The organism is Kitasatospora herbaricolor (assembly GCF_030813695.1).
GTDB lineage: Bacteria > Actinomycetota > Actinomycetes > Streptomycetales > Streptomycetaceae > Kitasatospora > Kitasatospora herbaricolor.
Genome location: NZ_JAUSVA010000002.1, coordinates 973,019 through 998,220, shown reverse-complemented (window position 1 = coordinate 998,220; position 25,202 = coordinate 973,019). Strand labels below are relative to the sequence as shown.

Below are 25,202 nucleotides of genomic sequence, written 5' to 3'. Positions count from 1 at the left end.
CGCCTTCCGCGGGTGGGGCCGTCCGAACGGCACGACCTTACGCGGGCGCACACCCGTACGGGCCCCCGGCACTGCTCGTGGCAGTACCGGGGGCCCGTACGGGTGGTCAACTCCGCCGCGGTGCAGCGGTGCTGACGTCGATCAGGACTTCGATCAGGACGTCGATCGGGACTTCGGTCAGGACTTGAGGGCCTTGATCGCGGTCGGGGCGTGGCCGGGCTCGGTGGCCAGCTCCTCCCACTCGTTGATCGCGTCGATGCCGGCGGCACCCATCGAGATGTTGGTGACCCGCTCCAGGATCGCCTCGACGACGACCGGCACGCGGAACTCGGCGGCCAGCTTCTTGGCCTCCTCGAAGGCCGGCAGCAGCTGCTCCGGCTCGGTGACCCGGATGGCCTTGCAGCCGAGGCCCTCGACGACCTTGACGTGGTCCACGCCGTAGACGCCCAGCTCGGGGGAGTTGATGTTCTCGAACTCCAGGTTGACCTGGAAGTTGATGTCCAGGCCGCGCTGCGCCTGGCGGATCAGGCCCAGGTAGGCGTTGTTGACCAGGACGTGGACGTAGGGGATCCGGTGCTGGGCGCCGACGGCCAGCTCCTCCAGCATGAACTGGAAGTCGTAGTCGCCGGAGAGGGCGACCACCGGGGTCTGCGGGTCGGCGGTGGCGACACCGAGGGCGGCCGGGATGGTCCAGCCGAGCGGGCCGGCCTGGCCGCAGTTGATCCAGTGGCGCGGCTTGTAGACGTGCAGCATCTGCGCGCCGGCGATCTGGGACAGGCCGATGGTGGTGACGTAGCGGGTCTCCGGGCCGAAGGCCTTGTTCATCTCCTCGTAGACGCGCTGCGGCTTCATCGGCACGTTGTCGAAGTGCGTGCGGCGCTGCAGGGTGGCCTTGCGCTCCTGGGTGGAGGCGGCCCACGCGCTGCGGTCGGGGAGCTTGCCGGCGGCCTTCAGCTCCTTGGCGACCTCGACGAACAGCTCCAGGGCGGCCTTGGCGTCGGAGGCGATGCCGAAGTCCGGGGCGAAGATCTTGCCGAGCTGGGTCGGCTCGATGTCCACGTGGACGAACTTGCGGTCCTTGGTGTAGACGGCGAGGTCGCCGGTGTGGCGGTTGGCCCAGCGGTTGCCGATGCCGAGGACGAAGTCCGACTCCAGCAGGTTGGCGTTGCCGTAGCGGTGCGAGGTCTGCAGGCCGACCATGCCGGCGTTCAGCTCGTGGTCGTCGGCGAGGATGCCCCAGCCCATCAGGGTCGGGATGACGGGGGTGCCGGTGAGCTCGGCGAACTCGACCAGCAGCTCGGAGGCGTCGGCGTTGATGACGCCGCCGCCGGCGACGATCAGCGGGCGCTCGGATTCGAGCAGGAACCCGACGGCCTTCTCGATCTGCGCACGGGTCGCGAACGGCTTGTAGACCGGCAGCGGCGCGTAGGTCTCGGGGTCGAACTCGATCTCGGTCAGCTGGACGTCGATCGGCAGGTCGATCAGGACCGGGCCGGGACGGCCGGAGCGCATCAGGTGGAAGGCCTGCTGGAACACGCCGGGGACCTGCGCGGCCTCCAGGACGGTGGTCGCCGCCTTGGTGACCGGCTTGGCGATCGAGGCGATGTCGACGGCCTGGAAGTCCTCCTTGTGCAGCTTCGCGACCGGGGCCTGGCCGGTGATGCAGAGGATCGGGATCGAGTCGGCGATCGCCGAGTAGAGACCGGTGATCATGTCGGTGCCGGCCGGGCCCGAGGTGCCGATGCAGACACCGATGTTGCCGGCCTTGGCGCGGGTGTACCCCTCGGCCATGTGCGAGGCGCCCTCGACGTGGCGCGCGAGCGTGTGCCGGATCTCGCCGGAGGCCTTGAGCGCGGCGTAGAAGGGGTTGATCGCCGCGCCGGGCACGCCGAACGCGACCTCGACGCCTTCGCGCTTGAGGATCTCCACTGCCGCGCGGGCGGCTGTCATTCGAGGCATCGGGTTTCTCCTGCGTCGGCCCGTTGTGGGTCGGAGGGCTCATCTCCTGAGTTCCACGATACGGAAGAACGGTTTTGGTATGCGGAAACAACGTACGGTGAGCCCCGCGCGGCCGTCAAGGCCGATTCAACAGAATGTTGTAGTTTGCGGAAGGGCCAGGCTGTCACCTCCCCGGCGGCCCGAACAGGCGGCCTTCCTACAGCCCGGGGGTGCCCGCGGGCCGCCGGTCTCGTCGTTTGATGCAATCCGGGCACCGTGTGCAGGCGGGCCCGGCCCGCCGTGAGTCGCCCTGACCGGAACTGCCCCGCCGGGAACCGCCCCGCCCGGAACCGCCCGCCCCGCCCGGAACGCCGACGAGCCGGCCCCTCCACCCAGGACGGGGGGAGGGGCCGGCTCGTGCGGTGCGGGCGGCGCGGCGGCCGCCGCGGCGGGATCAGGCGGCGCGGCGCCCGCGCAGGCGGTGGGCGGCGGCCAGCTCGGCGTAGCGGCGCCCGCTGGTCTTCACCGTGCGCTGCTGCGTCTTGTAGTCGACGTGGACGAGGCCGAAGCGCTTGTCGTAGCCGTAGGCCCACTCGAAGTTGTCCAGCAGCGACCAGGCGAAGTAGCCGGCCAGCGGAGCGCCCTTGGAGACGGCCCTGGCGCAGGCGGCCAGGTGCTGCTCCAGGTACTCGGTGCGCTCCGGGTCGTGCACCGAACCGTCGGCGCCGACCACGTCCTGGTACGCCGAACCGTTCTCGGTGACGTAGATCTTCTGCACGCCGTAGTCGTCGGTCAGGCGCAGCAGCAACTGCTCCAGGCCGGGGCCGTGCACCTCCCAGTCCATCGCGGTGTGCTCGACGTTCGGGCCGGGCACCTGGCGGAAGTGCGGGGCGGGGCCGGTGGTGTCGCCGGTGACGATCTGCCGGAAGTAGTAGTTCAGGCCGATCCAGTCCAGCGGCGCGCTGATCAGCTCCAGGTCGCCGTCCCGGACGGGCAGCTCGACCCCGTACAGCTCCACCATGTCCTGGGGGTAGCCGCGACCCAGGATCGGGTCCAGCCACCAGCGGTTGATGTGGCCGTCGCCGCGCTGCGCGGCCAGGCGGTCGCCCTCGCTGTCGGTGGCCGGGTGGACCGGGCTGAGGTTGTTGACGATGCCGATGCTCGCGTTCGGGATCGCCGCCCGCAGCGCCTGCACGGCCAGGCCGTGGCCCAGGTGCAGGTGGTACGAGGCGCGGACGGCGGCGGTGAGGTCCTTGAGACCGGGCGCCATGTTGCCGTCGAGGTGTCCGATCCAGGCCGAGCAGAGCGGCTCGTTCAGGGTCGCCCAGTTGGTGATCCGGTCGCCGAGCGCACCGGCGACGACCTCCGCGTACTCACCGAAGCGCTCGGCGGTCTCGCGGACGGGCCAGCCGCCGCGGTCCTGCTGGGCCTGCGGGAGGTCCCAGTGGTAGAGGGTGGGGAACGGTGTGATCCCCTTCTCCAGCAGGCCGTCGGTGAGCCGGTCGTAGAAGTCGAGGCCGGCCTGGTTGACCCGGCCGTCGGCCTGCGGGACGATCCGCGGCCAGGCGATCGAGAACCGGTAGGCGTCCAGGCCGAGCTGCCCGGCTATGCCGAGGTCCTCGGGCCAGCGGTGGTAGTGGTCGCACGCCACGTCGCCGGTGTCACCGTTGTCGACCTTCCCCGGGGTGTGGGAGAAGGTGTCCCAGATGGAGGGGGCGCGGCCGTCCTCGTCCACGGCTCCTTCGATCTGGTAGGCGGCGGTGGCCGCGCCCCAGACGAAGTCGTCGGGGAGAGCACTGAGGTCGTTCACGAAATGCCTTTCGGGGATGGTCACTTGACGGCTCCGGCGGTGAGGCCGGCTACCAGGTAGCGCTGCAGGAGGAGGAAGCCGGCGACGACGGGGATGCTCACCACGAGGGAGGCGGCCATCACCTGGTTCCAGTACACGTTGTTCTGGGTGGCGTACCCCTGGAGGCCGACGGCGAGGGTCCGGGTGGTCTGGTTGGTCATGACGGAGGCGAACAGCACCTCGCCCCAGGCGGTCATGAAGGCGTAGACCGAGACGGCGACGATGCCCGGCACGGCGGCCGGCACGACGATCTTCAGCAGCGTGCGCAGCGGCCCGCAGCCGTCCACCGCGGCGGCCTCGTCGAGGTCGCGCGGGATGGAGTCGAAGTACCCGACCAGCATCCAGATGGAGAACGGGAGCGAGAAGGTGAGGTAGGTGAGGATCAGCCCGCCGCGGCTGCCGAGCAGCGCGATCCCGGTGCTGTTGCCGATGTTGACGAAGATCAGGAACAGCGGCAGCAGGAACAGGATGCCGGGGAACATCTGGGTGGAGAGCACCGTGACGGTGAACAGCTTGCGGCCGCGGAAGCGGTAGCGGCTGACCGCGTAGGCCGCGAAGATCGCGATCACCACCGAGAGCGCGGTGGCGCTGACCGAGACGATCAGCGAGTTCACGAAGTAGTCGCCGAGCGGGACGGTGGTCCAGATGTCGACGTAGGGCTGCAGGGTGAAGCTGCTGGGTATCCAGGAGAACGCTCCCTGGACGTCCTGCAGCGGCTTCATCGAGGAGCTGATCATCACGAACAGCGGGGTCAGCACGAAGGCCGACAGCAGCAGCAGGAACACCCGGCGCGACCACTTGAACGAGGCCGGCGGAGCCATCGGTGAGACGGGAGCCTTAGGCATCGGCGTCCCTCCGTCGTGAGGTGAGGAAGAGGTAGACGGCCGTCACCAGCAGCAGGAAGAGCAGCAGCAGCACGGACATCGCCGAGCCGACACCGAAGTTCCAGGTGACGAACGAGGACTGGTAGATGTGGATGGAGATCAGGTCGGCGGCCTCCGGTGCGGACTTCCCGAACAGCACGTACGGCGTGTTGAAGTCGTTGAAGGTCCACAGGAACAGCACCAGCACCAGGACCTGGTTGACCGGGCGCAGCGAGGGCAGGGTGATCTTGCGGATCTGCTGCCAGACGCCGGCGCCGTCCATCGAGGAGGCCTCGTACAGCTCCCGGGGGATGTTCTGCAGGCCGGCCATCAGCGTGAGGAACGCGAACGGCCAGGACTTCCAGACCGAGACCACGACCAGGGCGGTGAAGCTGTTGTCACCGATCAGCCAGAACGGCTTCTCGTCCATCAGGTGCAGCTGGTCGACCAGCACGTGGTTGATCAGGCCGGTGTCCCGCTGGAACATGAACGACCAGGTGATCACGGCGGCGTAGACCGGCAGGGCGTACGGGACGAGGAACAGGGCCCGGAGGATGCCCCGCCCGCGGAACGCGTCCTGCATGTAGATCGCCGCCGCCGTGCCCAGCAGCCAGGAAAGGCCGACCGACAGGACGGTGAAGCAACACGTTGTCCAGAACGAGTTGAGCAGCGACTGGCCGACCGGAGCACTGAAGTCCACCGCCATGCGGTAGTTCCCCAGGCCGGTCCAGGGTGCGGCCGACCAGTCTCGGATGAAGAACTGGGTGAGCTGTTTGAAGCTCATCACGATGCCGACCACCATCGGGACCAGGTGGATCAGCAGCTCCAGCGCGAGGGCGGGGAGCAGGAGCAGGTAGGGCAGAGCCCCTCGGGGGTGGCGCAGTCGGCGCAGTCGCTGTCGCACGTCAGGACGCCGGCATCTGCTGCTGAGCCTTGGTGAGCTCGGCCTTCACGCTGTCGTCGGTGACCGGCTTGCCCGCGGCGGCGGCGGCGAGCAGGTTCTTCACCGCGGTGCCGACCAGGGTCTCGAACTGGCTCTCGTTGGCGACCTGGGGGAGCGGCGCGGAGCTGGTGGCCAGCACGTCGTTCAGGGTGGTGAGGTCCGGGGTGGCGAAGACCGGGTCCTTGCCGGCCTCCTTCACCGGCGGGATCGAGCCGTAGGTGCTGTTCAGGGTCTTCTGCTCCTCGTTGCTCGTCATGAACTTCACGAACTGGAGCGAGCCGTCGAGGTTCTTGGTGTTCTTGAACACCGCGAGGTTGATGCCGGCGACCATCGACTTGATGGCCTTGTCACCGGTGGCACCGGCCTGGATCGGGACCGGGGCGACCCCGTAGTCCTCCGGGTTCATCCCCTGGGACTTGAGGTTGGCACCGGCCGACTGCCACATGATCATCGCGGCCTTGCCGGTGGCGAAGTCGCTCAGCGTCTGGTTGTTGGAGTACTCGGCGTTGCCGGGCGCGGCGACCTTGTCCTTGGCGACGAAGTCGACGTACTGCTTGATCGCCTTGACGGCCTCGGGGCTGTCGAACTTCGGCTTGCCGGAGGCGTCGAAGAAGTCGGCGCCGTTCTGCTTGCCGAAGGTGAAGGCGTGGTGGACGTTCTCCGAGACGTTGCCGCCCTCGATCGCGAGGCCGTACTTGCCGTCCTTGGTGAGCTTCTGCGCGTCGGCCTGGAACTCGTCCCAGGTGGCCGGGGCCTTGTCGATGCCGGCGGCCGCGAACATCTTCTTGTTGTAGTAGAGGCCGTAGGCCATCGAGTACAGCGGCACGGCGGCCGGGTCCTTGCCGGCGGCGCCGGCCGAGGCGATGGTGGACGGCAGGAAGCGGTCCTTGCCGCCGATCTTGCCGAAGGTGGCCTCGTCGAAGGGCAGCAGCGCGCCGGTGGCCTGGAGCGAGGCCGACCAGGTGTTGCCGATGTTGAGGACGTCGGGGCCCTGGCCGGAGGCGGTGGCGGCGAGGATCCGGTTCAGCAGGTCGGACCAGGGCACGACCTCCAGGTTGACCTTGATGCCGGTCTGCTGCTCGAACTTTCTGAGCTCGGGCTCGAGGACCTGCTTGTCGTTCTCGATGCTGGTGCCCTGGTTGCTGGCCCAGTAGGTGAGCGTCTTGGGGGCACTGTTGCCCCCGCCGCTGCCGGTGTCGGAGCCGCCCCCGCAGGCGGTTGCGGTGACGGTGAGGGCGGCTACCAGAGCTGTGGCGGCGATGACGCGGCTCGTGCGCATAGCGGAGTTCCCCTCTCAGGGGATGGGTGAGCGACCTTGGTGAAGTGATCAGCCGTGAGGCTTACTTCAGGCCGTGATTTAACTTGTGAGAAAAGCTGGCGTCAAGACTTGTCGCAGCGATAGATTCAGACCAGGAGGGAGTCCGAATGGTGGAGCGAAGCAAGCAGACCGTACGTGACCTGCGAAGAGGCAACCGATCGGTGCTGCTGCGGCACCTGTACTTCGAGGGCCGGCTCAGCCGTCACGAGCTGGGCCGGGACACCGGACTGAGCGGGGGCACGATCAGCAACGTGGTCGGCGAACTCATCGCCGACGGCCTGGTGGAGGAGGCCGGATCGGTCGACTCCGACGGCGGACGACCACGCGTCCTACTCCAGGTGGCGGCCGACCGGGGCTTCCTGATCGGGGTGGACGTCGGAGAGACGCAGGTCAGGGTGGCCCTGTTCGACCTGGCCCTGACCGAGCTGGCCGCCAGCGACCATCCGCTGTCCGACCACGGCCACGACGTCGACCACGTGGTCCAGCTGATCCTGGACGGCCTGGCCGAAGTCCTGGACAGCACCGGGACCGACCGTGACCGGGTGCTCGGCGTCGGCATCGGGGTGCCCGGCATCGTCGAACAGGGCGACCCGGCGGCCGACCCCGCGGACCCGGGCGGCATCGGCGCGGTGGTGCACGGCCAGACCATCGACTGGGACGCCGTCCCGCTCGGCCGCCTGCTGCGGGCCGGCACCGACCTGCCGCTGCACATCGACAACGGCGCGAAGACCCTCGGTCAGGCCGAGATGTGGTTCGGGGCCGGCCGCGGCGCCGGCAACGCCGTGGTCGCGCTGTTCGGCTCGGGCGTCGGGGCCTGCGTGATCGCCAACGGCGTCCCCTACCGCGGCGCCACCAGCAGCGCGGGGGAGTGGGGCCACACCAAGGTCCACGTGGGCGGACGGCTCTGCCGCTGCGGCTCCCGCGGCTGCCTGGAGGCCTACGTCGGCGCCGAGGCGCTGGTGGAGCGCTGGGGGGAGGCCTCCGACTCCAGCGAGAAGGCCGGCCTGGCCGCCCTGCTCGCCGCCGCCGAGGCCGACGACCCGGTGGCCGACGCGCTGCTCTGCGAGACCGCCGAGTACCTGGGCGCGAGCATCGCCGACCTGATCAACCTGTTCAACCCGGAACGGATCGTGATCGGCGGCTGGGCCGGTCTGCTGCTGGGCCCGCGCCTGCTGCCGGCGATCCGCGCCGCGGCCCGCTCGTACGCCCTGCGCTTCCCCTGCGAACAGACCTCGATCGAGCTCGGGCTGCTCGGTCCGGACGCCGTCACGGTGGGCGCCGCGACGCTGCCGCTGGCGCGCTTCTTGGACTCCGGCGGGGACGTGCCGGAGCCCGGGCGGCGAGAGGCCAGGGCGCTGCGCTGAGCGCCGCCGGACGGCCGTCCGGGGCCGGTTGCCCCGGGTGGCCGGGCGGCCGCCCCGGCCGAGGCCCCTCCTGATCTTCGGGGCTCCGGGTGGGGCCCTTCCGGCGGCGCGGTGGGGGAGCGCTCTCCCGACAGGGGCTCTGACCTGCGGCTTCTGCGGCCCGTCGGCTCGCAGCTGGCGCCATAACCCTTTTTCCGCAGGCAAGTTGATTCGCACCGGAAGTGCTGTCCACAGTCTTGACACGCTGGATACGCCACCGCAACACTCCATCCGGGAGCGCTCTCCCGAGTCCCGGTGCGCAGGCACCGGTTGATCCTCCGGCGGTCTCCGCCCTCTTTGCGCAGGTGTCATCGGCACCCGTCAGGCGTCCCGCTCAACCGGCCCCGCACCGGCTTCGCGCGACAGCGTCCCCATCCCCCGCACCCCACCCACAGCAGGAGATGCCCCAGTGAGGTTCACCTCAGCAGGCTCAGGCTCCAGAGTCCGGCGCGCCCCGGCCGCCCTCACCGCGGCCGCCGTGGTCGCCGGCCTCTGCATGGCCGTCCCGGTCACCACCGCCAACGCGGCCGGCACGCTGCTCTCCCAGGGCAAGACGGTCACCGCCTCCTCCACCGAGAACGGTGGCACCCCGGCCACCGCCGCCGTCGACGGCAACACCGGTACCCGCTGGTCCAGCGCCGCGGCCGACGCCCAGTGGCTGCAGGTCGACCTCGGCGTCAGCGCCTCGATCGACAAGGTCGTCCTCAACTGGGAGGCCGCCTACGGCGACGGCTACCAGATCCAGGTCTCCGCCGACGGCGCCTCCTGGACCACGATCTACACCACCACCACGGGCACCGGCGGCGTCGAGACGCTGAACGTCAGCGGCACCGGCCGCTACGTCCGGTTCAACGGCACCCACCGCCACACCGGATACGGCTACTCCCTCTGGGAGTTCCAGGTCTACGGCACCCCCGGCGGCGGCACCGGCCCGACCTGCTCCACCGCCAACGCGGCGCTGAACAAGCCGGCCACCTCCTCCTCCACGGAGAACGGCGGCACCCCCGCCTCGGCCGCCTTCGACGGCAACACCGGCACCCGCTGGGCCAGCGCCGCGAGCGACCCGCAGTGGCTGCAGGTCGACCTCGGCTCCAGCCAGCAGGTCTGCTCGGTCGACCTCAACTGGGAGGCGGCGTACGGCGACGGCTACCAGATCCAGCTCTCGCCCGACGGCACCACCTGGAACACCGTCTACAGCACCACCACGGGCACCGGCGGCGTCGAGACGCTGAACGTCAGCGGCACCGGCCGCTACGTCCGGTTCAACGGCACCCACCGCCACACCGGGTACGGCTACTCCCTCTGGGAGTTCGCCGTGCACACCGGCGGCGGCTCGACCGTCCCGCCGGTCCAGGGCGGCGGCGACCTCGGCCCGAACGTGAAGGTCTTCGACCCGTCCACGCCGAACATCCAGGCCACGGTCGACCAGATCTTCACCCAGCAGGAGTCCAACCAGTTCGGCTCCGAGCGCTACGCGCTGCTGTTCAAGCCGGGCACCTACAGCAACCTGAACGCGCAGATCGGCTTCTACACCTCGATCGCCGGCCTGGGCCTGAACCCCGACGACACCACCATCAACGGTGACGTGACCGTCGACGCCGGCTGGTTCAACGGCAACGCCACCCAGAACTTCTGGCGCTCGGCAGAGAACCTGCACCTCAAGCCGGTCAGCGGCACCGACCGCTGGGCCGTCTCGCAGGCCGCGCCGTTCCGCCGGATGCACGTCGAGGGCGGCCTCAACCTCGCCCCGGCGAGCTACGGCTGGGCCAGCGGCGGCTACATCGCCGACAGCAAGATCGACGGCCAGGTGGGCAACTACTCGCAGCAGCAGTGGTACACCCGCGACAGCTCGATCGGCGGCTTCAGCAACGGCGTCTGGAACCAGACCTTCTCCGGTGTCCAGGGCGCCCCCGCCCAGGGCTTCCCGGACCCGCCGTACACCACGCTGGACACCACCCCGATCTCGCGTGAGAAGCCGTTCCTCTACCTGGACGGCAACGAGTACAAGGTGTTCACCCCCGCCAAGCGCACCAACGCGCGCGGCGTCTCCTGGGGCGCCGGCGCGCCGCAGGGCGAGTCCCTCCCGCTGAGCCAGTTCTACGTGGTCAAGGCCGGCGCGACCGCCGCGACCATCAACCAGGCGCTGGCGCAGGGCCTCAACCTGCTCTTCACCCCGGGCGTCTACCACGTCGACCAGACGATCAACATCACCCGGCCGAACACCGTGGTCCTCGGCCTCGGCATGGCCACCGTCATCCCGGACAACGGCGTCACCGCGGTGAAGGTCGCGGACGTCGACGGCGTCAAGCTCGCCGGGCTGCTGCTCGACGCGGGCACCGCCAACTCGCCCGCCCTGCTGCAGGTCGGCGACGGCGGCCCCGGCGCGGACCACTCGGCGAACCCGACCACCGTCCAGGACGTCTTCGTCCGGGTCGGCGGCGTCACCGCCGGCAAGGCCACCGCGGGCATGCTGATCAACAGCAACAACACGATCGTCGACCACACCTGGATCTGGCGCGCCGACCACGGCGCCGGTGTCGGCTGGGAGAGCAACCGCTCCGACTACGGCATGCAGGTCCGCGGCAACGACGTGCTGGCCACCGGCCTGTTCGTCGAGCACTTCAACAAGTACGACGTGCAGTGGTTCGGCGACCGCGGCAAGACCATCTTCTTCCAGAACGAGAAGGCCTACGACGCCCCCAACCAGGCGGCCATCCAGAACGGCGCCGTCAAGGGCTACGCGGCCTACAAGGTCGAGGACTCGGTCAACACCCACGAGGGCTGGGGCCTGGGCAGCTACTGCTACTTCAACGTCGACCCCACCATCGTGATGGACCACGGGTTCGAGGTGCCGAACAAGCCGGGCGTCAAGCTGCACGACGTCCTGGTGAACTCGCTCGGCGGCAACGGCCAGTTCAACCACGTGGTGAACAACACCGGAAACCCGACCTCGGGCACCGGCACCGTCCCGTCGAACCTGGTCTCGTACCCGTAACGCGGCCGGCACCGTAGCGACCGGAGCCACCCCGGTGGCCACCCGGTAGGAGGAGGAGACGGAGGAAGGACGGCCCGCCGGTCACCGGCGGGCCGTCCGCACCGCACCGGGCGCACCTGCGAAGGGCAGCAGGGAGCGCTTTCCGCCATGCTATAAAAGCCGCTATGAGTGATGCCCTGCGAACGGCCGCCTCCCGGCCCGCGACCCTGGAGGACGTGGCCCGGGTCGCCGGGGTCTCCAGGTCGACCGTCTCCCGAGTGATCAACGGCATCCGCAACGTCGACCTGGAGATCCAGGAGACCGTCCGCGAGGCCATCGCCGCCACCGGCTACGTCCCCAACAGCGCGGCCCGCTCGCTGGTCACCCGCCGGGCCGGGTCGATCGCGCTGGTCCTCTCCGGCGTCGCCGGCGAGGTGGAGGACGAGGACAGTGCCAGGAACCGGGTCCTCACCGACCCCTTCTTCGGCCGCGCCCTCAGCGGGGTGGTGGGCGCGCTGCGCCCGCGCGGACTGCACCCGCTGCTGATGGTGGCCGACACCGCCGCGGCCAGGGACCAGGTGGTCGGGCACCTCAAGCAGGGTGGCGCCGACGGCGCCGTCCTGGTCTCCACCGACCCGGACGACCCGCTGCCCTCCCGGCTGGTCGAAGTCGGCCTGCCCGTCGTCCTGTTCGCCCGACCGGTCCGGCCGATCCCGATCAGCTACGTCGACCTCGCCAACCGGGACGGCGCCCGGCTGGCCGCGGACCACCTCGCCGCCCGCGGCTGCCGGCAGGTCGTGATGATCGGCGGCCCGGCCGGCGTCCCGGCCGCCCAGGACCGCCTGACCGGGTTCCGGGAGGCGATGGCCCGCCACGGCTTCCCCTACGTCCCGTGCGTGGAGGGGGACTTCACCCAGCGCGGCGGCGAACTCGCGATGGAGCGGCTGCTCGCCGAGAACCCCGGCCTGGACGGGGTGTTCGCCGGCAACGACCTGATGGCCCAGGGCGCCATGTTCGTCCTGCACGAGCAGGGCCGCCGGATCCCCGATGACGTCGCGGTGATCGGCTTCGACGACAGCAGCGCCGCGCTGGCCAGCCGGCCACGGCTGACCACGGTCCGCCAGCCGGTGGAGGAGATGGCCGCCGAGCTGACCCGGCTGCTGCTGGACCGGGTGGAGAACCCGGCCGGCCCGGTCACCTCGGTGATCTTCGAACCGAACCTGGTGGTCCGGCAGTCGGCCTGAGCCTGAGCCCGAGCCCCGACCCTGAGCACCGGCCGCCGGGCCCGGATTGCTGAGACCCGGGCCCGGCGGCCGGTGCTCAGGGGCGGACGGTCGCCCGCCCGCCCCGGGCCGGGCAGGTCACTTCTTGCCGACGGACGGCAGGAACGCCGTCGCGGTGATCTTCTTGTCGCACGTCGCGAACAGCCCGCCGCCCTCCCGGCCGACCTGGTACTTGCCCGCCTCGGGCACCCCGACCACCAGCGAGGGCGGGGCGAACGGCGCGGCGCCGGACGGGCAGTAGCCGTCCGCCTCGCCCAGCACCGGCTTCAGACCGAGCGTGGTGAACATCTTCGCGCCCGGCAGCAGCTGGACCGCCACCGCCGGACCGACCTGCTGCACCTGGAGCGGCAGGGACTTGTCCGGCGAGCCCTGGCCGGCCCCCGCCAGGGTGGGGAATCCCTTCACGCCGCAGGCGTGGCCGCCGACGTTGGTGAACTCCACGGTCACCACGTAGGAGCCGACCGGGCTCGGCTCCACGTCCCGGGCGGGCGAGGCCTTGAGGTCGGCGTCGGCGCAGGCCGGCAGCACGCCCGGCGCGGTGGAGGCCGAGGGCTTGCCGGCCGTCGCCGTCGCGCCGGTGCCGGGCGACCCGCTGCCGGCCGGAGCGGCGCTCGGCGCCGCGCTCGTGCCGACGGGCGGTGCGGGCACGGCGGCCGAGGGGCCGGCCGCACCGCCGGCCTCGGTGGGGCCGCACCCCGTGAGCAGCGCGGCCGCGGCGCCGACCGCCGCCAGCGTCGCCGCCGTCCTACGGGTGCCCGGCCGGTTCGTACGTCGCTCCATCAGATCCCCCTGCTGTCCGTGCCGTCCTCGTTCGTTGCCGCAGATGACGCGACGGACCCCGGTGCCCGGTTCCCGCCGTGCCGGGCTGTGACGAACCGTTCCCAGCCGTGACGATCCGGGTCGAACCATGACGGTCCACGGCCCGGGGCGGCCACCGGGACGGGTGGGGCTGCGCGGGCGGGCTGCGCGGCGTGCGGGCCGCCCCCGGCGGGGCCGGTACGGTCGGGGCGGCCCGGCCGTGCGGGCGCCGACGCTGCGTGTCCGGTTCCTGCCCGGTGCGGGGAGTGATCGGCACGTTCGTGCGCGACTTGAACTCCCTTTGCCCGCCACGAGCGCCGACGGCCCACGATGTGCATCCGGCAAGGGCAAAGGGCGAGGGAACGGCTGGCTCGCATCCATGCAGGAGTATGCGGACTGCCTCAACCAGAACGGCGCCCAGGGCATCAAGGTGGACAAGGCCCGCGGCGGCCTGGACCTCAGCTCCGTACTCCCCCCGGAAGCCGTACGGAAGTGCCAGCAGTACAACCCCGTGTACAAACAAGGCGGCGCCGAGGAGAAGCGCCCCTGACCCCGCGCAATCTCCAGCCCACGGACCATCGCATGGCCAAACCGTCGCCGCGCTGGCCGCCGTGCTGGTGCACGCCGGGGCGAAGCTCGTCCCCGTCCGGCGGATCGGCGCGCTCTGGCGGGACCACCGCGGCGAGGCCGTGGTGCTGGCCACCACCGCGGGCGCGACCATCGCCACCACCTGTTCGAAGGGGTGCTGGCCGGCATCGGCCTGGCCGTCCTGAAGTCGGCCTGGCAGACCTCGCACCTGCACATCGGGGTGGAGGACCCCGCGGACCCGGACGGCCCGCTGCGGGTGCGTCTCACCGGGCAGGCCACCTTCCTGCGGCTGCCCCGGCTACTCGACGCCCTGGAGCGGCTGCCGGCCGACCGCGCCGTCGAACTCGACTGGTCCGGTCTGCGGCACCTCGACCACGCCTGCACCGTTGCGCTGGTCACCTGGGCCGCGCAGCACCGCGCGCCCGCAGCACCGGGACCCTGGACGTGGAGCCGCCGCTGCCCACCGCGGTCTGAACGGCCGCCGGCCGCACCCGCCCACCGGTGGGCGCGCCGGCGGCGTCCGCAGCCACCCCCGGCCGCTGCGGCCCGATCGCGTCAGAGCCCTGTCCTCGCGGGCCCGCCGGGCGGAGGATGGCACCCACCGTCGTCCGTACCGCCCGAGGGGGAGCTCACCGTGGACCTGCTGGACGCCGCCCGAACCCTGCAGCCCGAACTGGTCGCGCTGCGCCGCGCGTTGCACGCCGAACCCGAGGTGGGCCTGCGGCTTCCGCTCACCCGGCGCAAGGTGCTCGACGCACTGGCCGGCCTGCCGCTGGAGATCTCCACCGGCACCGGGCTGGACTCGGTGACGGCCGTGCTGCGCGGCGGCGGCGACGGACCGACCGTCCTGCTGCGCGCCGACATGGACGCCCTGCCCGTCCAGGAACGGGCGCCGGCCGGCGCGCCGGAGTCCGGGATCCCCGGCCGGATGCACGCCTGCGGCCACGACCTGCACACCGCGATCCTGGTCGGCGCGGCCCGGCTGCTGGCCGAGCGGCGCGAACTGCTCGGCGGCGACGTGGTGCTGATGTTCCAGCCCGGGGAGGAGGGCGAGGGTGGCGCCAGGGTCATGGTGGACGAGGGGGTGCTGACCGCCGCCGGCGCCGACCGGCCGGTGGGCGCGGCGTACGCGCTGCACGTGACCTCGGCGGTGCTGCCGACCGGGGTGGTCGCGGGGCGGCCGGGGCCGATCCTCGCGGCGGCGGACCGGCTGCGGGTGGTGGTGCGCGGACGCGGCGGCCACGGCTCCTCCCCGCACACCGCGCTCGACCCGGTGCCGGCGGCCTGCGAGATGGTGACGGCGCTGCAGACCGCCGTCACCCGGACCTTCTCGGTCTTCGACCCGGTGGTGGTGACCGTCGGATCCTTCCACGCCGGCGACGCCCACAACGTGATCCCCGACGAGGCCTGCTTCGTCGCCACCGTCCGCAGCTTCTCCCCGGCAGCGGGGGCGAGGGCCGCCGAGGTCTTGCCCGCGGTGGTCCGGGGCATCGCGGCGGCGCACGGCCTGGCCGTCGAGGTGGAGTACCGGCAGGACTACCCGGTGACGATCAGCGGGCCGGACGCGGCGGCCGAGGTCGCGGACACCGCCCGCGACCTGCTCGGCGCGGACCGCTGGGTGGAGCTGGAGCACCCCTTCGCCGGCTCCGAGGACTTCTCCTTCGTGCTCCAGCGGGTACCCGGCGCGTTCTTCTTCCTCGGCGCCACTCTGCCCGGCCGTGATCCGGCCGACGCGCCCTACAACCACTCGCCCGAGGCGGCCTTCGACGAATCGGTGCTCGCCGACGGCGCGGCCCTGCTGGCCGCGCTCGCGCTGCGCCGTCGCTAGGGCGGTACGCAGCCCGCCACGGCGTGCCGGGGGAAGAGGCACGTACCCGCCCCGACCCGCCCGTTTATCCGCTGTGCATCGCCGTGGGCCACGCTGCGGCCGTGCGGGCGCCCCCGCCGTCCGGGCCCGGGCACCGCCGTCCCCCCGCAGACCACCACCGCCGCCCGGCCCGCGCCGGGAACCGAGGAGAACCCCTTGAGCCGAGAGCTGACCGAAGACGAGAAGAAGGTCCTGGTGGTGCTGAGCCAGCAGGTGCACGGCGTCACCGCGGGCTGCACCCGGCAGGAGCTCGCCCTGACGGGTGTGCTGGCAGGATCGACCGACCCGGCCGACTACGGGCGCTTCCATGACCGGTTCCAGCAGATCGGCCTGGAGCTGCTGGAGCTGGTGAAGGGGGGCGTGCACCTGGTGGTCAACGAGAGCCTGCCGGCCGGCATGGGGGCCAGCACCCGGCTCAGCTGGGGCATGAAGCCGCAGCTGATCGACATCGAACTCGCTCCGTCCCTGCTGGCGTCGTCGTCGCCCCGGGTGCTCCCGCTGCACACCGTCACCCTCGTCCACGAGCTGTCGCACGCCCTCCACGAGGCGCCGTCCTTCCCGGTGAAGGACTACGCGTACCGCTCCGGCTGGGCGCTGGAGTACCTGCCGGCGGCGATGGCCGAGTGCAACGCCGACACCTACGCCGAGGCCGCCGCCCTGCTCGCCGAGGGGCTGCTCGACCGGCCGGGGCAGCTCCGGGCCCCGGGGCGCACGCCGGCGATCCGCCGGGCCCTGTTCAGGACCGCGGGCTGGTCGGCCCTCGGCCCGGCGCTGGCCTGGGCCGACATCACGGTCAACCGGGCCTGGCTCCGCAGCAACGACTACCTGGCCACGGCGGAGAAGGATGCCGCGGACACGGCCGAGCGGGCCGTTCAGCTGGCGAGCTGGCTGGCGGACGAGGACCTGGCCGCCCGGGTGGAGATCGAGGACGAGCTTGAGCGGGCCGGCCTGATCAAGCCGCGCTACCAGGGCATGCTCAACAGCGGGTTCGGCCTGAGCCGGACCGACAAGGCCACCGCCGGTCAGATCCACAACTTCTTCACGGCGGTGAAGAACGCGCTGACCGACCTCGTCCCGGTGCCGGTCGTCGACGGCTCGGCCGTCCGCTACCAGCACGCGTCCCGGCAGCTGAGCATTCCGCACGCCGTGATGAACCAGGGCCCGGTGCCGCTGGCCGCGCTCGTCGTCGATGCCGTGATCCTGGGTCTGGGAGAGCCGGCCGGTTCCGAGACGCCCGCGTTCGCCGCCGCCAAGAGGCGTCTGGCCGACCTCTTGGTGCGCAACGACCGGCCCGTCGAACGGGCCGCCCTGAAGGAGCTCGGGAAGACCTTCGAGACCGCCAGGTACCGGGTGCCCACCCCGGCCGAATGGCAGGCCCTGGCCGTCGGCCTGCGGATGGCACGGCTGGACGACGTGGCCGCCCTGTGGCGCGTGGTGACGGTGCAGGCCAGGGACCTGGTGACCAGGTCGAAGGCGGACGCCGCCCGCGCCAAGGACCCCTTGCTGCCGCCGGCCTCCGCCCCCGCCGTCAAGGAGCAGGCCGCCCAGTCGCTGGCGGACCTCGAGGTGCTCGCCGGCCTCGACAAGAACCTGGCCGTGGAGGTCGGGCTGGCCGCCACGATCACCGGGGAGCTGGCCGCCGACCAGATCGTCCCGGTGGCGCAGATCGTCGAGCTGGAGGAGATCCTGGCCCAGCTCACCACGCTGGTCTGCGGCGTCCACCCGGAGAAGACGGCGGTCTACCAGGGTCTGTGGAAGCTGATGCCCCATCGCGCCTGAACCGTACGCGGCCGGGCCCCGGGCGCGTACGGGCGGACGCGGGCGCCGAAGCGGCCGCCCGGTGCGGGGGCTCCGCCGGGCGGCCCGGCCCGGGTAGTTTCGTGCTGCCCCGGCTGCGGGGCCCTGACGAAGGAGGAGAAGCGTGATCGCAGCATTCTCGGTCACCCCGCTGGGCATCGGCGAGGACGTCGGCGAGGCCGTCGCCGCCGCGGTGAAGGTGGTGCGGGCGAGCGGCCTGCCCAACCGGACGGACGCGATGTTCACCAGCATCGAGGGGGAGTGGGACGAGGTGATGCCGGTCATCCGGGAGGCGATCGACGCGGTCAAGGCCTACAGCGGCCGGGTGAGCACCGTGATCAAGATCGACGACCGGGCGGGCGTGACCGACGGGCTCACCGCGAAGGTGGTGACCGTGGAGCGCCATCTGGCGGCCGGCGGCTGAACGGCCGCCCCGAACCGCCCGGCGCCGCCCCTGTCGGGCAAGCGGGTAGGCAAGCGGACGGGCCGGCCGCCGGCGGTCGGGGCCCGTTTCCCGGACGGCTCCGTGCCGCCGGACCGGCCGTGCGATGATCGTCCGGTGGTGCGATCGAACACGGGAGACTTCGCGAGGCGCCGGCTGCTGCGGGCCTGCGCGCCGGCGCTGGCGGCCGCCGCCGTCGCCCTGGGCGCGACGGCGCCGCCCGCCCTCGCGGCGGACGGCGTGCACCAGTTCACCATCTCCGACCCGCGGATCACCGAGTCCAGCGGCCTGGCGGCCAGCGCCGCCCACCCGGGCGTCTACTGGACGCACAACGACAGCGACGACGGCCCCTACGTCTACGGCGTCGACTCCACCGGCCGCACCGTCGCGACGATCACCCTGCGCGGGGTGAAGCCGCGGGACGTCGAGGCGATCTCGCTCGGCCCGGACGGCCGGCTGTACGTCGCCGACATCGGCGACAACCTGAACGGCACCTGGCCCGAGGTGTGGATCTACGCCTTCGCCGAGCCGAAGGACCTCCGGGACCAGACCGTCGACGCCGTCCGCTACCGCGTCCACTACGAGGACGGCCCGCGCAACGCCGAGGCGCTGATGGTCCACCCGGTCACCGGCCGGGTGTACATCGCCAGCAAGCGCGAGCAGGGCGGCAACCTCTACCAGGGCCCCGAGACGCTCTCGGCGACGGCGGTCAACACCTTCCGCAAGGTGGCGGAGGTCCCGTGGGTCACCGACGGCGCCTTCTCCCCGGACGGCACCCGGCTGGTGCTGCGCGGCTACTTCTGGGCCAACCTCTACCGCTGGCAGGAGGCCGCGCCCGAGCTGCTCGGCGCGGTGGACCTGCCGTTCCAGCGGCAGGGCGAGTCGGTCACCTTCACCACCGACGGCCGTACGGTGCTGTTCGGCAGCGAGGGCAAGGACAGCCCGGTCTCCCCGGTGGCCTTGAAGGACGCCCAACTCCCGGACAGCGTCCGGCCGACCGGATCCCCGTCCGCCGCCCCGGCTCCCTCCGGCAGTGCAACTCCCGCTCCTTCGGGGAGTGCTGAGGCCTCGGGCGGCAAGAGCGGCGACGACAAGGTCTCCGGGCGTGGCCTGCTCGTCCTGGCGCTGGTCGTCGGCGGTGTGGTGCTCGCCGGCGCGCGGAAGAAGCGCCGCGGCGACTGAGCCTGCCCGCCAAGCCCCCTGACGGAGCGTCGGGAACGTGCGGCCAGGTCCGGCTCCGAGGGTCGACGTGCGGCGCACCGTACGTCACACTCGTGCCAGGCCGACGGGGGCACGGCGCCGCCCCGGCCGCGGTGCACCGCGGGCACTCCGCGTCCCACCCGCTCCGCCGCCGGCTCCGCGATCCGGAGCGCCGGGCGGGTACCCGGCAGCGAGGGCACCCCGCACCCCGCAGCCCGGCCGGCCCGGAAGCCACCGAAGCCGCGCGCACCGGCACCTGCCGGCCGGCCGGCTGCGCGATCTGCCCAGCAGCAGCTCAAGTACCCGACCGGACCAGCGAATCGGAGACGTCCATCGTGAGCACGACTCGACAGCTGGAGATCGGACTCTCGTCCGGCCGCTCCGGCACCGGCCCGGCCACCTGGGGCCAGCAGGCGATCTGGGACACCGTACGGGGCCTCGGGCCCGCCGACGCGCCCAGGTACAACGTCTCCCTGGCCGCCCCGGTGGACCCGGGCGTACCCCTGGCCCCCGTGCTCGACGCCCTCGGGCAACTGCTCGAACTGCACGACTCCCTGCACACCCGGCTGAGCCAGGACGACGACGGGCGGCTGCGGCAGACCGTCGACGGGGACGGCCGCCTCACCGTCCACGTCCGGGAGTGCGCCGACGGCGAGGAGGTGACCGCCGCCGGCCGGCAGCAGCTCGCCGAGCTGGCGGGGCAGCCCTTCGACGTCGCCCGGGAGTGGCCGGTCCGGGTCGGACTGGTCGAATCCGGCGGCCTGGTCAGGCACTTGGCCTTCGTGCTGTCCCACACCGCGGCCGACGCCTGGGGTCTGCGCCGACTGGCGACCGACCTCACCGCGATCGTGCTCGGCGACACCCCGCAGGCGCTGGGCGAACGGTTCCCGGCCCTCCAGCCGCTCGACGAGGCCGCCTTCCAGGCCGGTGACCGGGGCCGGCGCCGCGACGCCAACGCCCGGCAGCACTGGCAGCGCAAGCTGGCCCTCGGCCCCGAGCGGCTCTTCCCGCCGCCCGCGCCCGCGGCGGCCGGCACCCCCGCGGCGCTCTTCCCCAACGCGGTGCTCAACTCCCCGGCCCTGGCCCGAGCGGTCCCGACGGTCGCGGCCGAGCTCCGGGTGAGTCCCTCCTCCGTCCTGCTCGCCGCCGCCTCGGCGATGACGGCCCGGCTCACCGGTGCGCCGGACGCACTGCTCCAGGTCGTGGTCAACAACCGCTTCCTGCCCGGCCTCGCGCACGCCGTGAGCACCGTGGCCGCCGAGGGGCTGTTCCGACTGCCGGACGCCGGCGGCGAGTTCACCGACGTGCTGCGCCGCACCCACGCCGCCTCGATCGCGACCTACCGCAGCGCCTACTACGACAAGCGTCTGCTGGACCAGGACATCGCCGACCTCGCGGCGCGGGACGGCGTGGCGGCCGACCGCTCGTGCTTCTTCAACGACACCCGCGACCTGATGCCGGCGGAGCCGGAGCAGGGGACGGCCGCCGGGCCGCTGGACCGGGAGAGGTCACGCACCACACTGAGCTGGCCGGTCGAGTTCGCGCCGCGCGCCAACGTCAGCTACGCCCTGGACGCCGTCCAGGCACCGGGCGCACTGGAGCTCTCGATGACCGCCGACAGCGCCGTCCTCCCTCGCCCCGACATGGAGCGATTCCTCTACGGCATGGAGGAGTTGGTGGTCGCGGCGGCCCTCGCGACCGGAGCCGGCTGACCTCCGCGCCCGGGCCCTGCCGCCCAAGGGGCCCCGGGGGCCCGCGACTGCTGCCCGCCCCGGGCCGGGAGGGGGCGTGCCCACGGGGGAGGCGGTGGGATTCGGGGCGGTTCCGCCGGCAGGTGGCGCGGGGGCGGGGCGGCTCATCCGGCCTGGGGGTGGTGGCCGGGGTCTGCGGCCGGGCGGGTGGCGGCGATGCCGGCGAGGACGAGGTCGATGCCGGCGAGGAACTGCTCCCGGTCGTCGTGTTCGCGCATCTGCTCGGCGATGTCGTGGATGAACGGGTACTCGTGAGGGTCCAGGGCCTGCCAGGCCCGGGAGGCGACGTCGAGGTAGGCGGCACGGTCCGGCTCGGCCGTGGAGCCGGTGCCCCGGCCGGCGTCGCCGGGGGCCTGGGCGTTCTGGGCGGTGGCGCCGAGGATGTAGTGGACCAGTGTCGAGGTGGCGGCGAACCAGTCGCGTCGGGGTACGCCCAGCGTGCGCACGTGTCCGCCGATGCTCTCGAAGACCCGCGGTGTCACCGCCCCCCAGGGGCTGCGGGTGAGCTGCACGGCGAACTGGGTCGCCAGCCACGGGTGCTCGCAGACCGCGTCGTACAGGGCCAGTGCGACACCACGGATCTCCTCCGCGGCTGCCGGGACGGCCGTAGGGGCTTCGGCGGGTTCGGGGCGCGCGGCCAGGGCGCCGACGAGGACGCTCTCGGTCGCGGCGGTCAGCAGTTCACCCATGTTGCCCACATGGTGGTAGATCGCTCCGGCCCCGGTGGAGAGGCGCTCGGTCACCGCCCGGACCGTCAGGGCGTCCTGCCCGGCCGCGTCCAGCAGCTCGACGGCTGCTTCGACGATGCGCTCGCGGGAGAGCACCTGCCTGCGCCTTTGTGACTGCTGTGTCTGCATGGCCATACCCCCATCATGCCAGAGTTGGAGCGATGCTCCATGTTGGAGTACCGTTCCAATATTGGAGCGACGCTCCAAACGGGTTGCCGGCTCGCCGCTCGCGGCCCCGGCTTCCCCCGGAGAAACCCGCACGACGCGCGGGATTCCGACTGGAGGAGGTTCCAGGTGTACGACGTGATGATCGTGGGTGCCGGCCCGGTGGGCCTGTTCCTCGCCGCCGAACTCGCGCTGGCCGGCTGCTCGGTGGTGGTGTTCGAACAGGACCCGGAGCCCACCACCGCCTGGAAGCGGCTCCCGCTCGGCCTACGGGGCCTGAACGCCGGGTCGGTCGAGGCGTTCCACCGCCGCGGGATGCTGCGCGAACTGCTGGACGCCTCGGGCGTCGACGCGGCCCGGGTCGGAGCCGATCCGCAGGGATCGACAGCCCCCCGCGACGTGAGCCATTTCGCGGGCCTGCCCGTCGACGCGAGCCGCATCGACCCCGGCGCCGACTCCTTGAGGCTCCCCGGCCCGGCCATGGAGGGCATCATGACCAGCCTGGACGCGGTCGCAGGCGTCCTGGAGCGGCGCGCGGCCCGGCTCGGCGCCCGGATCGTCCGCGGTGCAGGGGTGGACGCCCTGACCCAGGACGGTGAGGGCGTCGTCGTACGGGCAGGCGGCCACGAGCACCGGGCGCGCTGGCTCGTGGGCTGCGACGGCGGACGCAGCACGGTGCGCCGGCTGGCCGGCTTCGCCTTCGCCGGCACCGAACCGCTGTTCACCGGCTACGTCGCCCACGTGGACCTCGCGGACCCCGAGCAACTGGGCATGGGCTTGCGGCACACGCCCACCGGCACGTACCTGCGCACGCCCTTCGAGGGGCACCTGGGCATGATGGACTTCGACGGCGGGGCCCTCGACCGCTCGCAGCCACTGACCCGCGAACACCTGTAGTCGGTCCTGCGCCGCGTCAGCGGCACCGACGCGACCTTGAACGAGGTCCACCTCGCCTCCAGCTTCACCGACCGCGCCATGCAGGCCACGAGCTACCGCGAGGGCCGCGTCCTGCTGGCCGGCGACGCCGCCCACATCCACTCCCCGCTCGGCGGCCAGGGCCTGAACCTCGGGCTCGGCGACGCGATGAACCTCGGCTGGAAACTGGCCGCCACCGTTCACGGGACCGCGCCCGAGGGCCTGCTCGACACCTACACCGCCGAACGCCACCCCCGTCGGCGCGGCCGTCCTCGACTGGTCCCGCGCGCAGGTGGCCACGATGCGGCCCGGCCCCGACACCCCCGCCCTGCGCAGGCTGCTCACCGGCCTGCTCGACACCCGGGACGGGGCCACCCACGTCTTCCGCAGCACCTCGGGACTGGCCCACCGCTACGACCTGGGCAGCGACCTGCCCCTGGTCGGCGGCACCGGCCCGGACTTCCGCCTCGCCGACGGCGCCCGCCTGGCCGACCTGCTGCACCAAGGACACGGCGTCGTCCTCGACTTCACCGCCGACCGCCGGCTGAAGGACGCGGCCACGGCCTGGACGGACCGCATCCACTACGCCGCCGGGCCAGCCGCCGACGACCTCGGGTACAGCGCCGCACTCGTGCGCCCCGACGGAGTCGTCGCCTGGGCCCAGGCCCGTGGCTCGGACGGCGGCCCCGAGACGTTCCGGCACGCCGCCGGCCGCTGGTTCGGCAGTCCGACCCCTTGACCGCAAGCCCGCGACAGCACCACACCCCCGCGCGACCGGAATCAACAGGCCCTCATGACCTGCGGACAACACACCCGGTCGGGCCGGGCGGGCCGTCGTCGAACGCCCGCCCGGGCCCGCGCCGGAGCGGGGCTCAGCGCACGCCGCGCGAGGCCCAGAAGTCGGCCCGGGCGAGCACCGCGGTGTCGCTCTGGTCGGTGAAGAACCCGTCCACGCCCTGCTCGTACAGGTACCTGGACCAGCTGAGGGCGTCCCCGTACGCGGCCGGGTCGGTGCCGCGCCGGTGGTCCACGGGCAGGAAGCCGTTCTCGTTGCGCACGGTGTAGGGGTGCAGCACCAGGCCCGCCCGGTGGGCGTCGGGCACCAGGGTGGTCGGCGGCTGCAGCTTGCCGGTGGCGTCCACCGGGGCGATCAGCTGGGTGGTCGGGCCGATGCCGTGCGCGAACGAGGCGATCCACTTCAGACCGGCGGGGGTGACCAGGTCGGCCACCTTGCGGGTGTCCCCGGCGAGCACGAAGTCGTACGGCCGGGAGGCGGCGTCGCCCAGCAGCTGCACCCGCGGGTTCTCCACCAGCTGGGCCAGGCGCTGCAGGCTGCTCGGCTCGAAGGACTGCAGGATCGCCCGGCCGCGCCGGCCTGCCAGCCCGGCGCGGCGCAGCTCGGCGGCGAGCCGCTCCTCCAGCGGGAGGCCGATCGAGCGGAAGTAGCTGGGGTGCTTGGTCTCCACGTACAGCCAGACGTCCCGCCCCAGGGTGCGCGAGCGCTTCTCGGCGAAGTCGATCACGTCGCGGAAGGTCGGGACCGGCCACCGGCCGTCGTACAGCGTGTTGCGCTGGCGCTGCTGCGGCAGCCGCTCCTTGGCCCGCAGGGTGCGCAGTTCGGCGAGGGTGAAGTCCTCCGTGAACCAGCCGGTCAGGCTCTGGCCGTCGATGGTCCTCGTGGCCCTGCGGGCCGCGAACTCCGGGTGGTCCGCGACGTCGGTGGTCTCCGCGATGTTGTTCTCGTGCCGGACGACGAGCTGGCCGTCCTTGGTGGGGACCAGATCCTGCTCGATCACGTCGGCGCCGAGCTGCAGGGCGAGTTCGTACGAGCCGAGGGTGTGCTCGGGGCGGTAGCCGCTGGCCCCGCGGTGGCCGATCACCAGCGGGTGCGGGAGCCGGTCGAGGCCGGTGCCGGTGCGGACCGGCGGGGTGGTGCCGGGGGCCCGCCCGCTCTCCTCCCCGGAGGAGTCGGCGGGTGCCGCGGCGGCCTCGCCGGCGCCGGCGGTGCCCACCGCGACGGTGCCGAGCCCGACCGCGCCGGCGGCCCGGAGGAACCCGCGGCGGGAGGCGCCCGCCGTCCCGCCGCCGCTCCCCGCCGTTCCGTCGGTCCGGTCGCCGTGACTGCCGGTGCCGTTGATCGGGCGGTCCGTCATGGATGCTCCCTGTCCGCGCTGTTGTCGGTGTCGCCCGCAGACTAGGAGGGCCGGGCGCTCACCGGGTGGCCGCCCGACGAACGGCGGGAGAAGATCGGCCGCCGCCGCGCACACCGGTCCTTCGCCCGCCGTCGACCGGGCGCGGTCGGCTCCGACGGACCGGTCGGCGGGTGGGATTGAGTACCCGTACTCAGGCGCCGGGCCGCCGGGCCCGGGAGGATGACGGG

17 protein-coding genes and 2 pseudogenes are annotated in these 25,202 nt (G+C 72.5%); 11 read left to right on the top strand and 8 right to left on the bottom strand.

Going from position 1 to position 25,202, the window contains the following annotated elements; genetic code table 11:
- Window positions 1-177: 177 nt before the first annotated feature.
- The 5 genes from gcl to J2S46_RS04775 form a co-directional block, all read right to left on the bottom strand.
- Window positions 178-1,959: a glyoxylate carboligase gene (gene gcl / locus J2S46_RS04795; protein WP_191293818.1), complete on the bottom strand. Its 1,782-nt coding sequence runs from the start codon at window positions 1,957-1,959 to the stop codon at window positions 178-180.
- Window positions 1,960-2,392: 433 nt separating this feature from the next.
- The gene (locus J2S46_RS04790; protein ID WP_191293844.1) at window positions 2,393-3,748 is read right to left on the bottom strand and encodes a GH1 family beta-glucosidase; all 1,356 of its coding nucleotides are present in this window, start codon (window positions 3,746-3,748) and stop codon (window positions 2,393-2,395) included.
- A gap of 20 nt (window positions 3,749-3,768) precedes the next feature.
- Entirely contained in the window at window positions 3,769-4,632 is an 864-nt protein-coding gene (locus J2S46_RS04785) for a carbohydrate ABC transporter permease (RefSeq protein WP_073923646.1), read from the bottom strand.
- Window positions 4,625-5,554, bottom strand: coding sequence for a carbohydrate ABC transporter permease (locus tag J2S46_RS04780; protein WP_191293819.1), 930 nt, complete (start codon window positions 5,552-5,554; stop codon window positions 4,625-4,627). Before J2S46_RS04780 ends, J2S46_RS04785 begins: the two co-directional genes overlap by 8 nt.
- Window position 5,555: 1 nt before the next feature.
- Entirely contained in the window at window positions 5,556-6,872 is a 1,317-nt protein-coding gene (locus J2S46_RS04775; protein ID WP_191293820.1) for an ABC transporter substrate-binding protein, read from the bottom strand.
- A 146-nt stretch (window positions 6,873-7,018) separates the two neighbouring features.
- Between J2S46_RS04775 and J2S46_RS04770 the strand changes: the two genes are divergently transcribed.
- The 3 genes from J2S46_RS04770 to J2S46_RS04760 all read left to right on the top strand — a co-directional run bounded on the left by J2S46_RS04770 (window position 7,019) and on the right by J2S46_RS04760 (window position 12,532).
- Window positions 7,019-8,275, top strand: a complete 1,257-nt coding sequence (locus J2S46_RS04770) for an ROK family transcriptional regulator (protein WP_191293821.1) — start codon at window positions 7,019-7,021, stop codon at window positions 8,273-8,275.
- 535 nt (window positions 8,276-8,810) lie between these two features.
- Window positions 8,811-11,309: a pectate lyase-like domain-containing protein gene (locus tag J2S46_RS04765; protein WP_191293845.1), complete on the top strand. Its 2,499-nt coding sequence runs from the start codon at window positions 8,811-8,813 to the stop codon at window positions 11,307-11,309.
- 164 nt (window positions 11,310-11,473) lie between these two features.
- Window positions 11,474-12,532, top strand: coding sequence for a LacI family DNA-binding transcriptional regulator (locus tag J2S46_RS04760; protein WP_191293822.1), 1,059 nt, complete (start codon window positions 11,474-11,476; stop codon window positions 12,530-12,532).
- Between the two features lie 117 nt (window positions 12,533-12,649).
- Here the strand turns inward: J2S46_RS04760 and J2S46_RS04755 are convergent, their stop codons facing one another.
- Window positions 12,650-13,351 (bottom strand): DUF4232 domain-containing protein, encoded by a 702-nt coding sequence (locus J2S46_RS04755; RefSeq protein ID WP_191293823.1) that lies wholly within the window; start codon window positions 13,349-13,351, stop codon window positions 12,650-12,652.
- A gap of 397 nt (window positions 13,352-13,748) precedes the next feature.
- On the opposite strand from J2S46_RS04755, the gene J2S46_RS04750 reads away from it, so the two are divergent.
- The 7 genes and pseudogenes from J2S46_RS04750 to J2S46_RS04720 all read left to right on the top strand — a co-directional run bounded on the left by J2S46_RS04750 (window position 13,749) and on the right by J2S46_RS04720 (window position 20,975).
- On the top strand, window positions 13,749-13,919 hold the full coding sequence (locus J2S46_RS04750) for a hypothetical protein (protein ID WP_191293824.1): 171 nt from the start codon (window positions 13,749-13,751) through the stop codon (window positions 13,917-13,919).
- Window positions 13,920-13,962: 43 nt separating this feature from the next.
- Window positions 13,963-14,390: pseudogene (locus J2S46_RS04745) on the top strand (STAS domain-containing protein); the annotation flags it as partial.
- A 201-nt stretch (window positions 14,391-14,591) separates the two neighbouring features.
- Entirely contained in the window at window positions 14,592-15,785 is a 1,194-nt protein-coding gene (locus J2S46_RS04740) for a M20 metallopeptidase family protein (protein WP_191293846.1), read from the top strand.
- Window positions 15,786-15,980: 195 nt separating this feature from the next.
- Window positions 15,981-17,603 carry a M35 family metalloendopeptidase gene (locus J2S46_RS04735; protein ID WP_191293826.1) on the top strand — a complete coding sequence of 541 codons (1,623 nt, stop codon included), beginning with the start codon at window positions 15,981-15,983 and terminating at the stop codon, window positions 17,601-17,603.
- Window positions 17,604-17,745: 142 nt separating this feature from the next.
- Window positions 17,746-18,045, top strand: a complete 300-nt coding sequence (locus J2S46_RS04730; protein ID WP_073923656.1) for an MTH1187 family thiamine-binding protein — start codon at window positions 17,746-17,748, stop codon at window positions 18,043-18,045.
- A gap of 138 nt (window positions 18,046-18,183) precedes the next feature.
- A complete protein-coding gene (locus J2S46_RS04725; RefSeq protein WP_370882301.1) occupies window positions 18,184-19,245 on the top strand; it encodes a hypothetical protein in 1,062 nt (353 codons plus the stop codon).
- A gap of 353 nt (window positions 19,246-19,598) precedes the next feature.
- Complete coding sequence (locus J2S46_RS04720) at window positions 19,599-20,975, top strand: condensation domain-containing protein (RefSeq protein ID WP_191293827.1); 1,377 nt, start codon at window positions 19,599-19,601, stop codon at window positions 20,973-20,975.
- Between the two features lie 143 nt (window positions 20,976-21,118).
- Here J2S46_RS04720 and J2S46_RS04715 read toward each other — a convergent pair whose 3' ends face one another.
- Complete coding sequence (locus tag J2S46_RS04715) at window positions 21,119-21,877, bottom strand: TetR/AcrR family transcriptional regulator (RefSeq protein WP_191293828.1); 759 nt, start codon at window positions 21,875-21,877, stop codon at window positions 21,119-21,121.
- 159 nt (window positions 21,878-22,036) lie between these two features.
- Between J2S46_RS04715 and J2S46_RS04710 the strand changes: the two are divergent.
- A pseudogene (locus J2S46_RS04710) lies at window positions 22,037-23,561 on the top strand (FAD-dependent monooxygenase).
- A gap of 133 nt (window positions 23,562-23,694) precedes the next feature.
- Here J2S46_RS04710 and J2S46_RS04705 read toward each other — a convergent pair.
- A complete protein-coding gene (locus tag J2S46_RS04705; protein ID WP_191293829.1) occupies window positions 23,695-24,975 on the bottom strand; it encodes a glycerophosphodiester phosphodiesterase in 1,281 nt (426 codons plus the stop codon).
- Window positions 24,976-25,202: the final 227 nt, after the last annotated feature.

Excerpts from the sequence above, each read along its gene's own strand:
- J2S46_RS04765 (WP_191293845.1), top strand. The coding sequence starts at position 8,811 with ATGGCCGTCCCGGTCACCACCGCCAACGCGGCCGGCACGCTGCTCTCC.
- gcl (WP_191293818.1), bottom strand. The coding sequence starts at position 1,959 with ATGCCTCGAATGACAGCCGCCCGCGCGGCAGTGGAGATCCTCAAGCGC.
- J2S46_RS04750 (WP_191293824.1), top strand. The coding sequence starts at position 13,749 with ATGCAGGAGTATGCGGACTGCCTCAACCAGAACGGCGCCCAGGGCATC.
- J2S46_RS04785 (WP_073923646.1), bottom strand. The coding sequence starts at position 4,632 with ATGCCTAAGGCTCCCGTCTCACCGATGGCTCCGCCGGCCTCGTTCAAG.
- J2S46_RS04775 (WP_191293820.1), bottom strand. The coding sequence starts at position 6,872 with ATGCGCACGAGCCGCGTCATCGCCGCCACAGCTCTGGTAGCCGCCCTC.
- J2S46_RS04755 (WP_191293823.1), bottom strand. The coding sequence starts at position 13,351 with ATGGAGCGACGTACGAACCGGCCGGGCACCCGTAGGACGGCGGCGACG.
- J2S46_RS04705 (WP_191293829.1), bottom strand. The coding sequence starts at position 24,975 with ATGACGGACCGCCCGATCAACGGCACCGGCAGTCACGGCGACCGGACC.
- J2S46_RS04760 (WP_191293822.1), top strand. The coding sequence starts at position 11,474 with ATGAGTGATGCCCTGCGAACGGCCGCCTCCCGGCCCGCGACCCTGGAG.
- J2S46_RS04715 (WP_191293828.1), bottom strand. The coding sequence starts at position 21,877 with ATGGCCATGCAGACACAGCAGTCACAAAGGCGCAGGCAGGTGCTCTCC.
- J2S46_RS04770 (WP_191293821.1), top strand. The coding sequence starts at position 7,019 with ATGGTGGAGCGAAGCAAGCAGACCGTACGTGACCTGCGAAGAGGCAAC.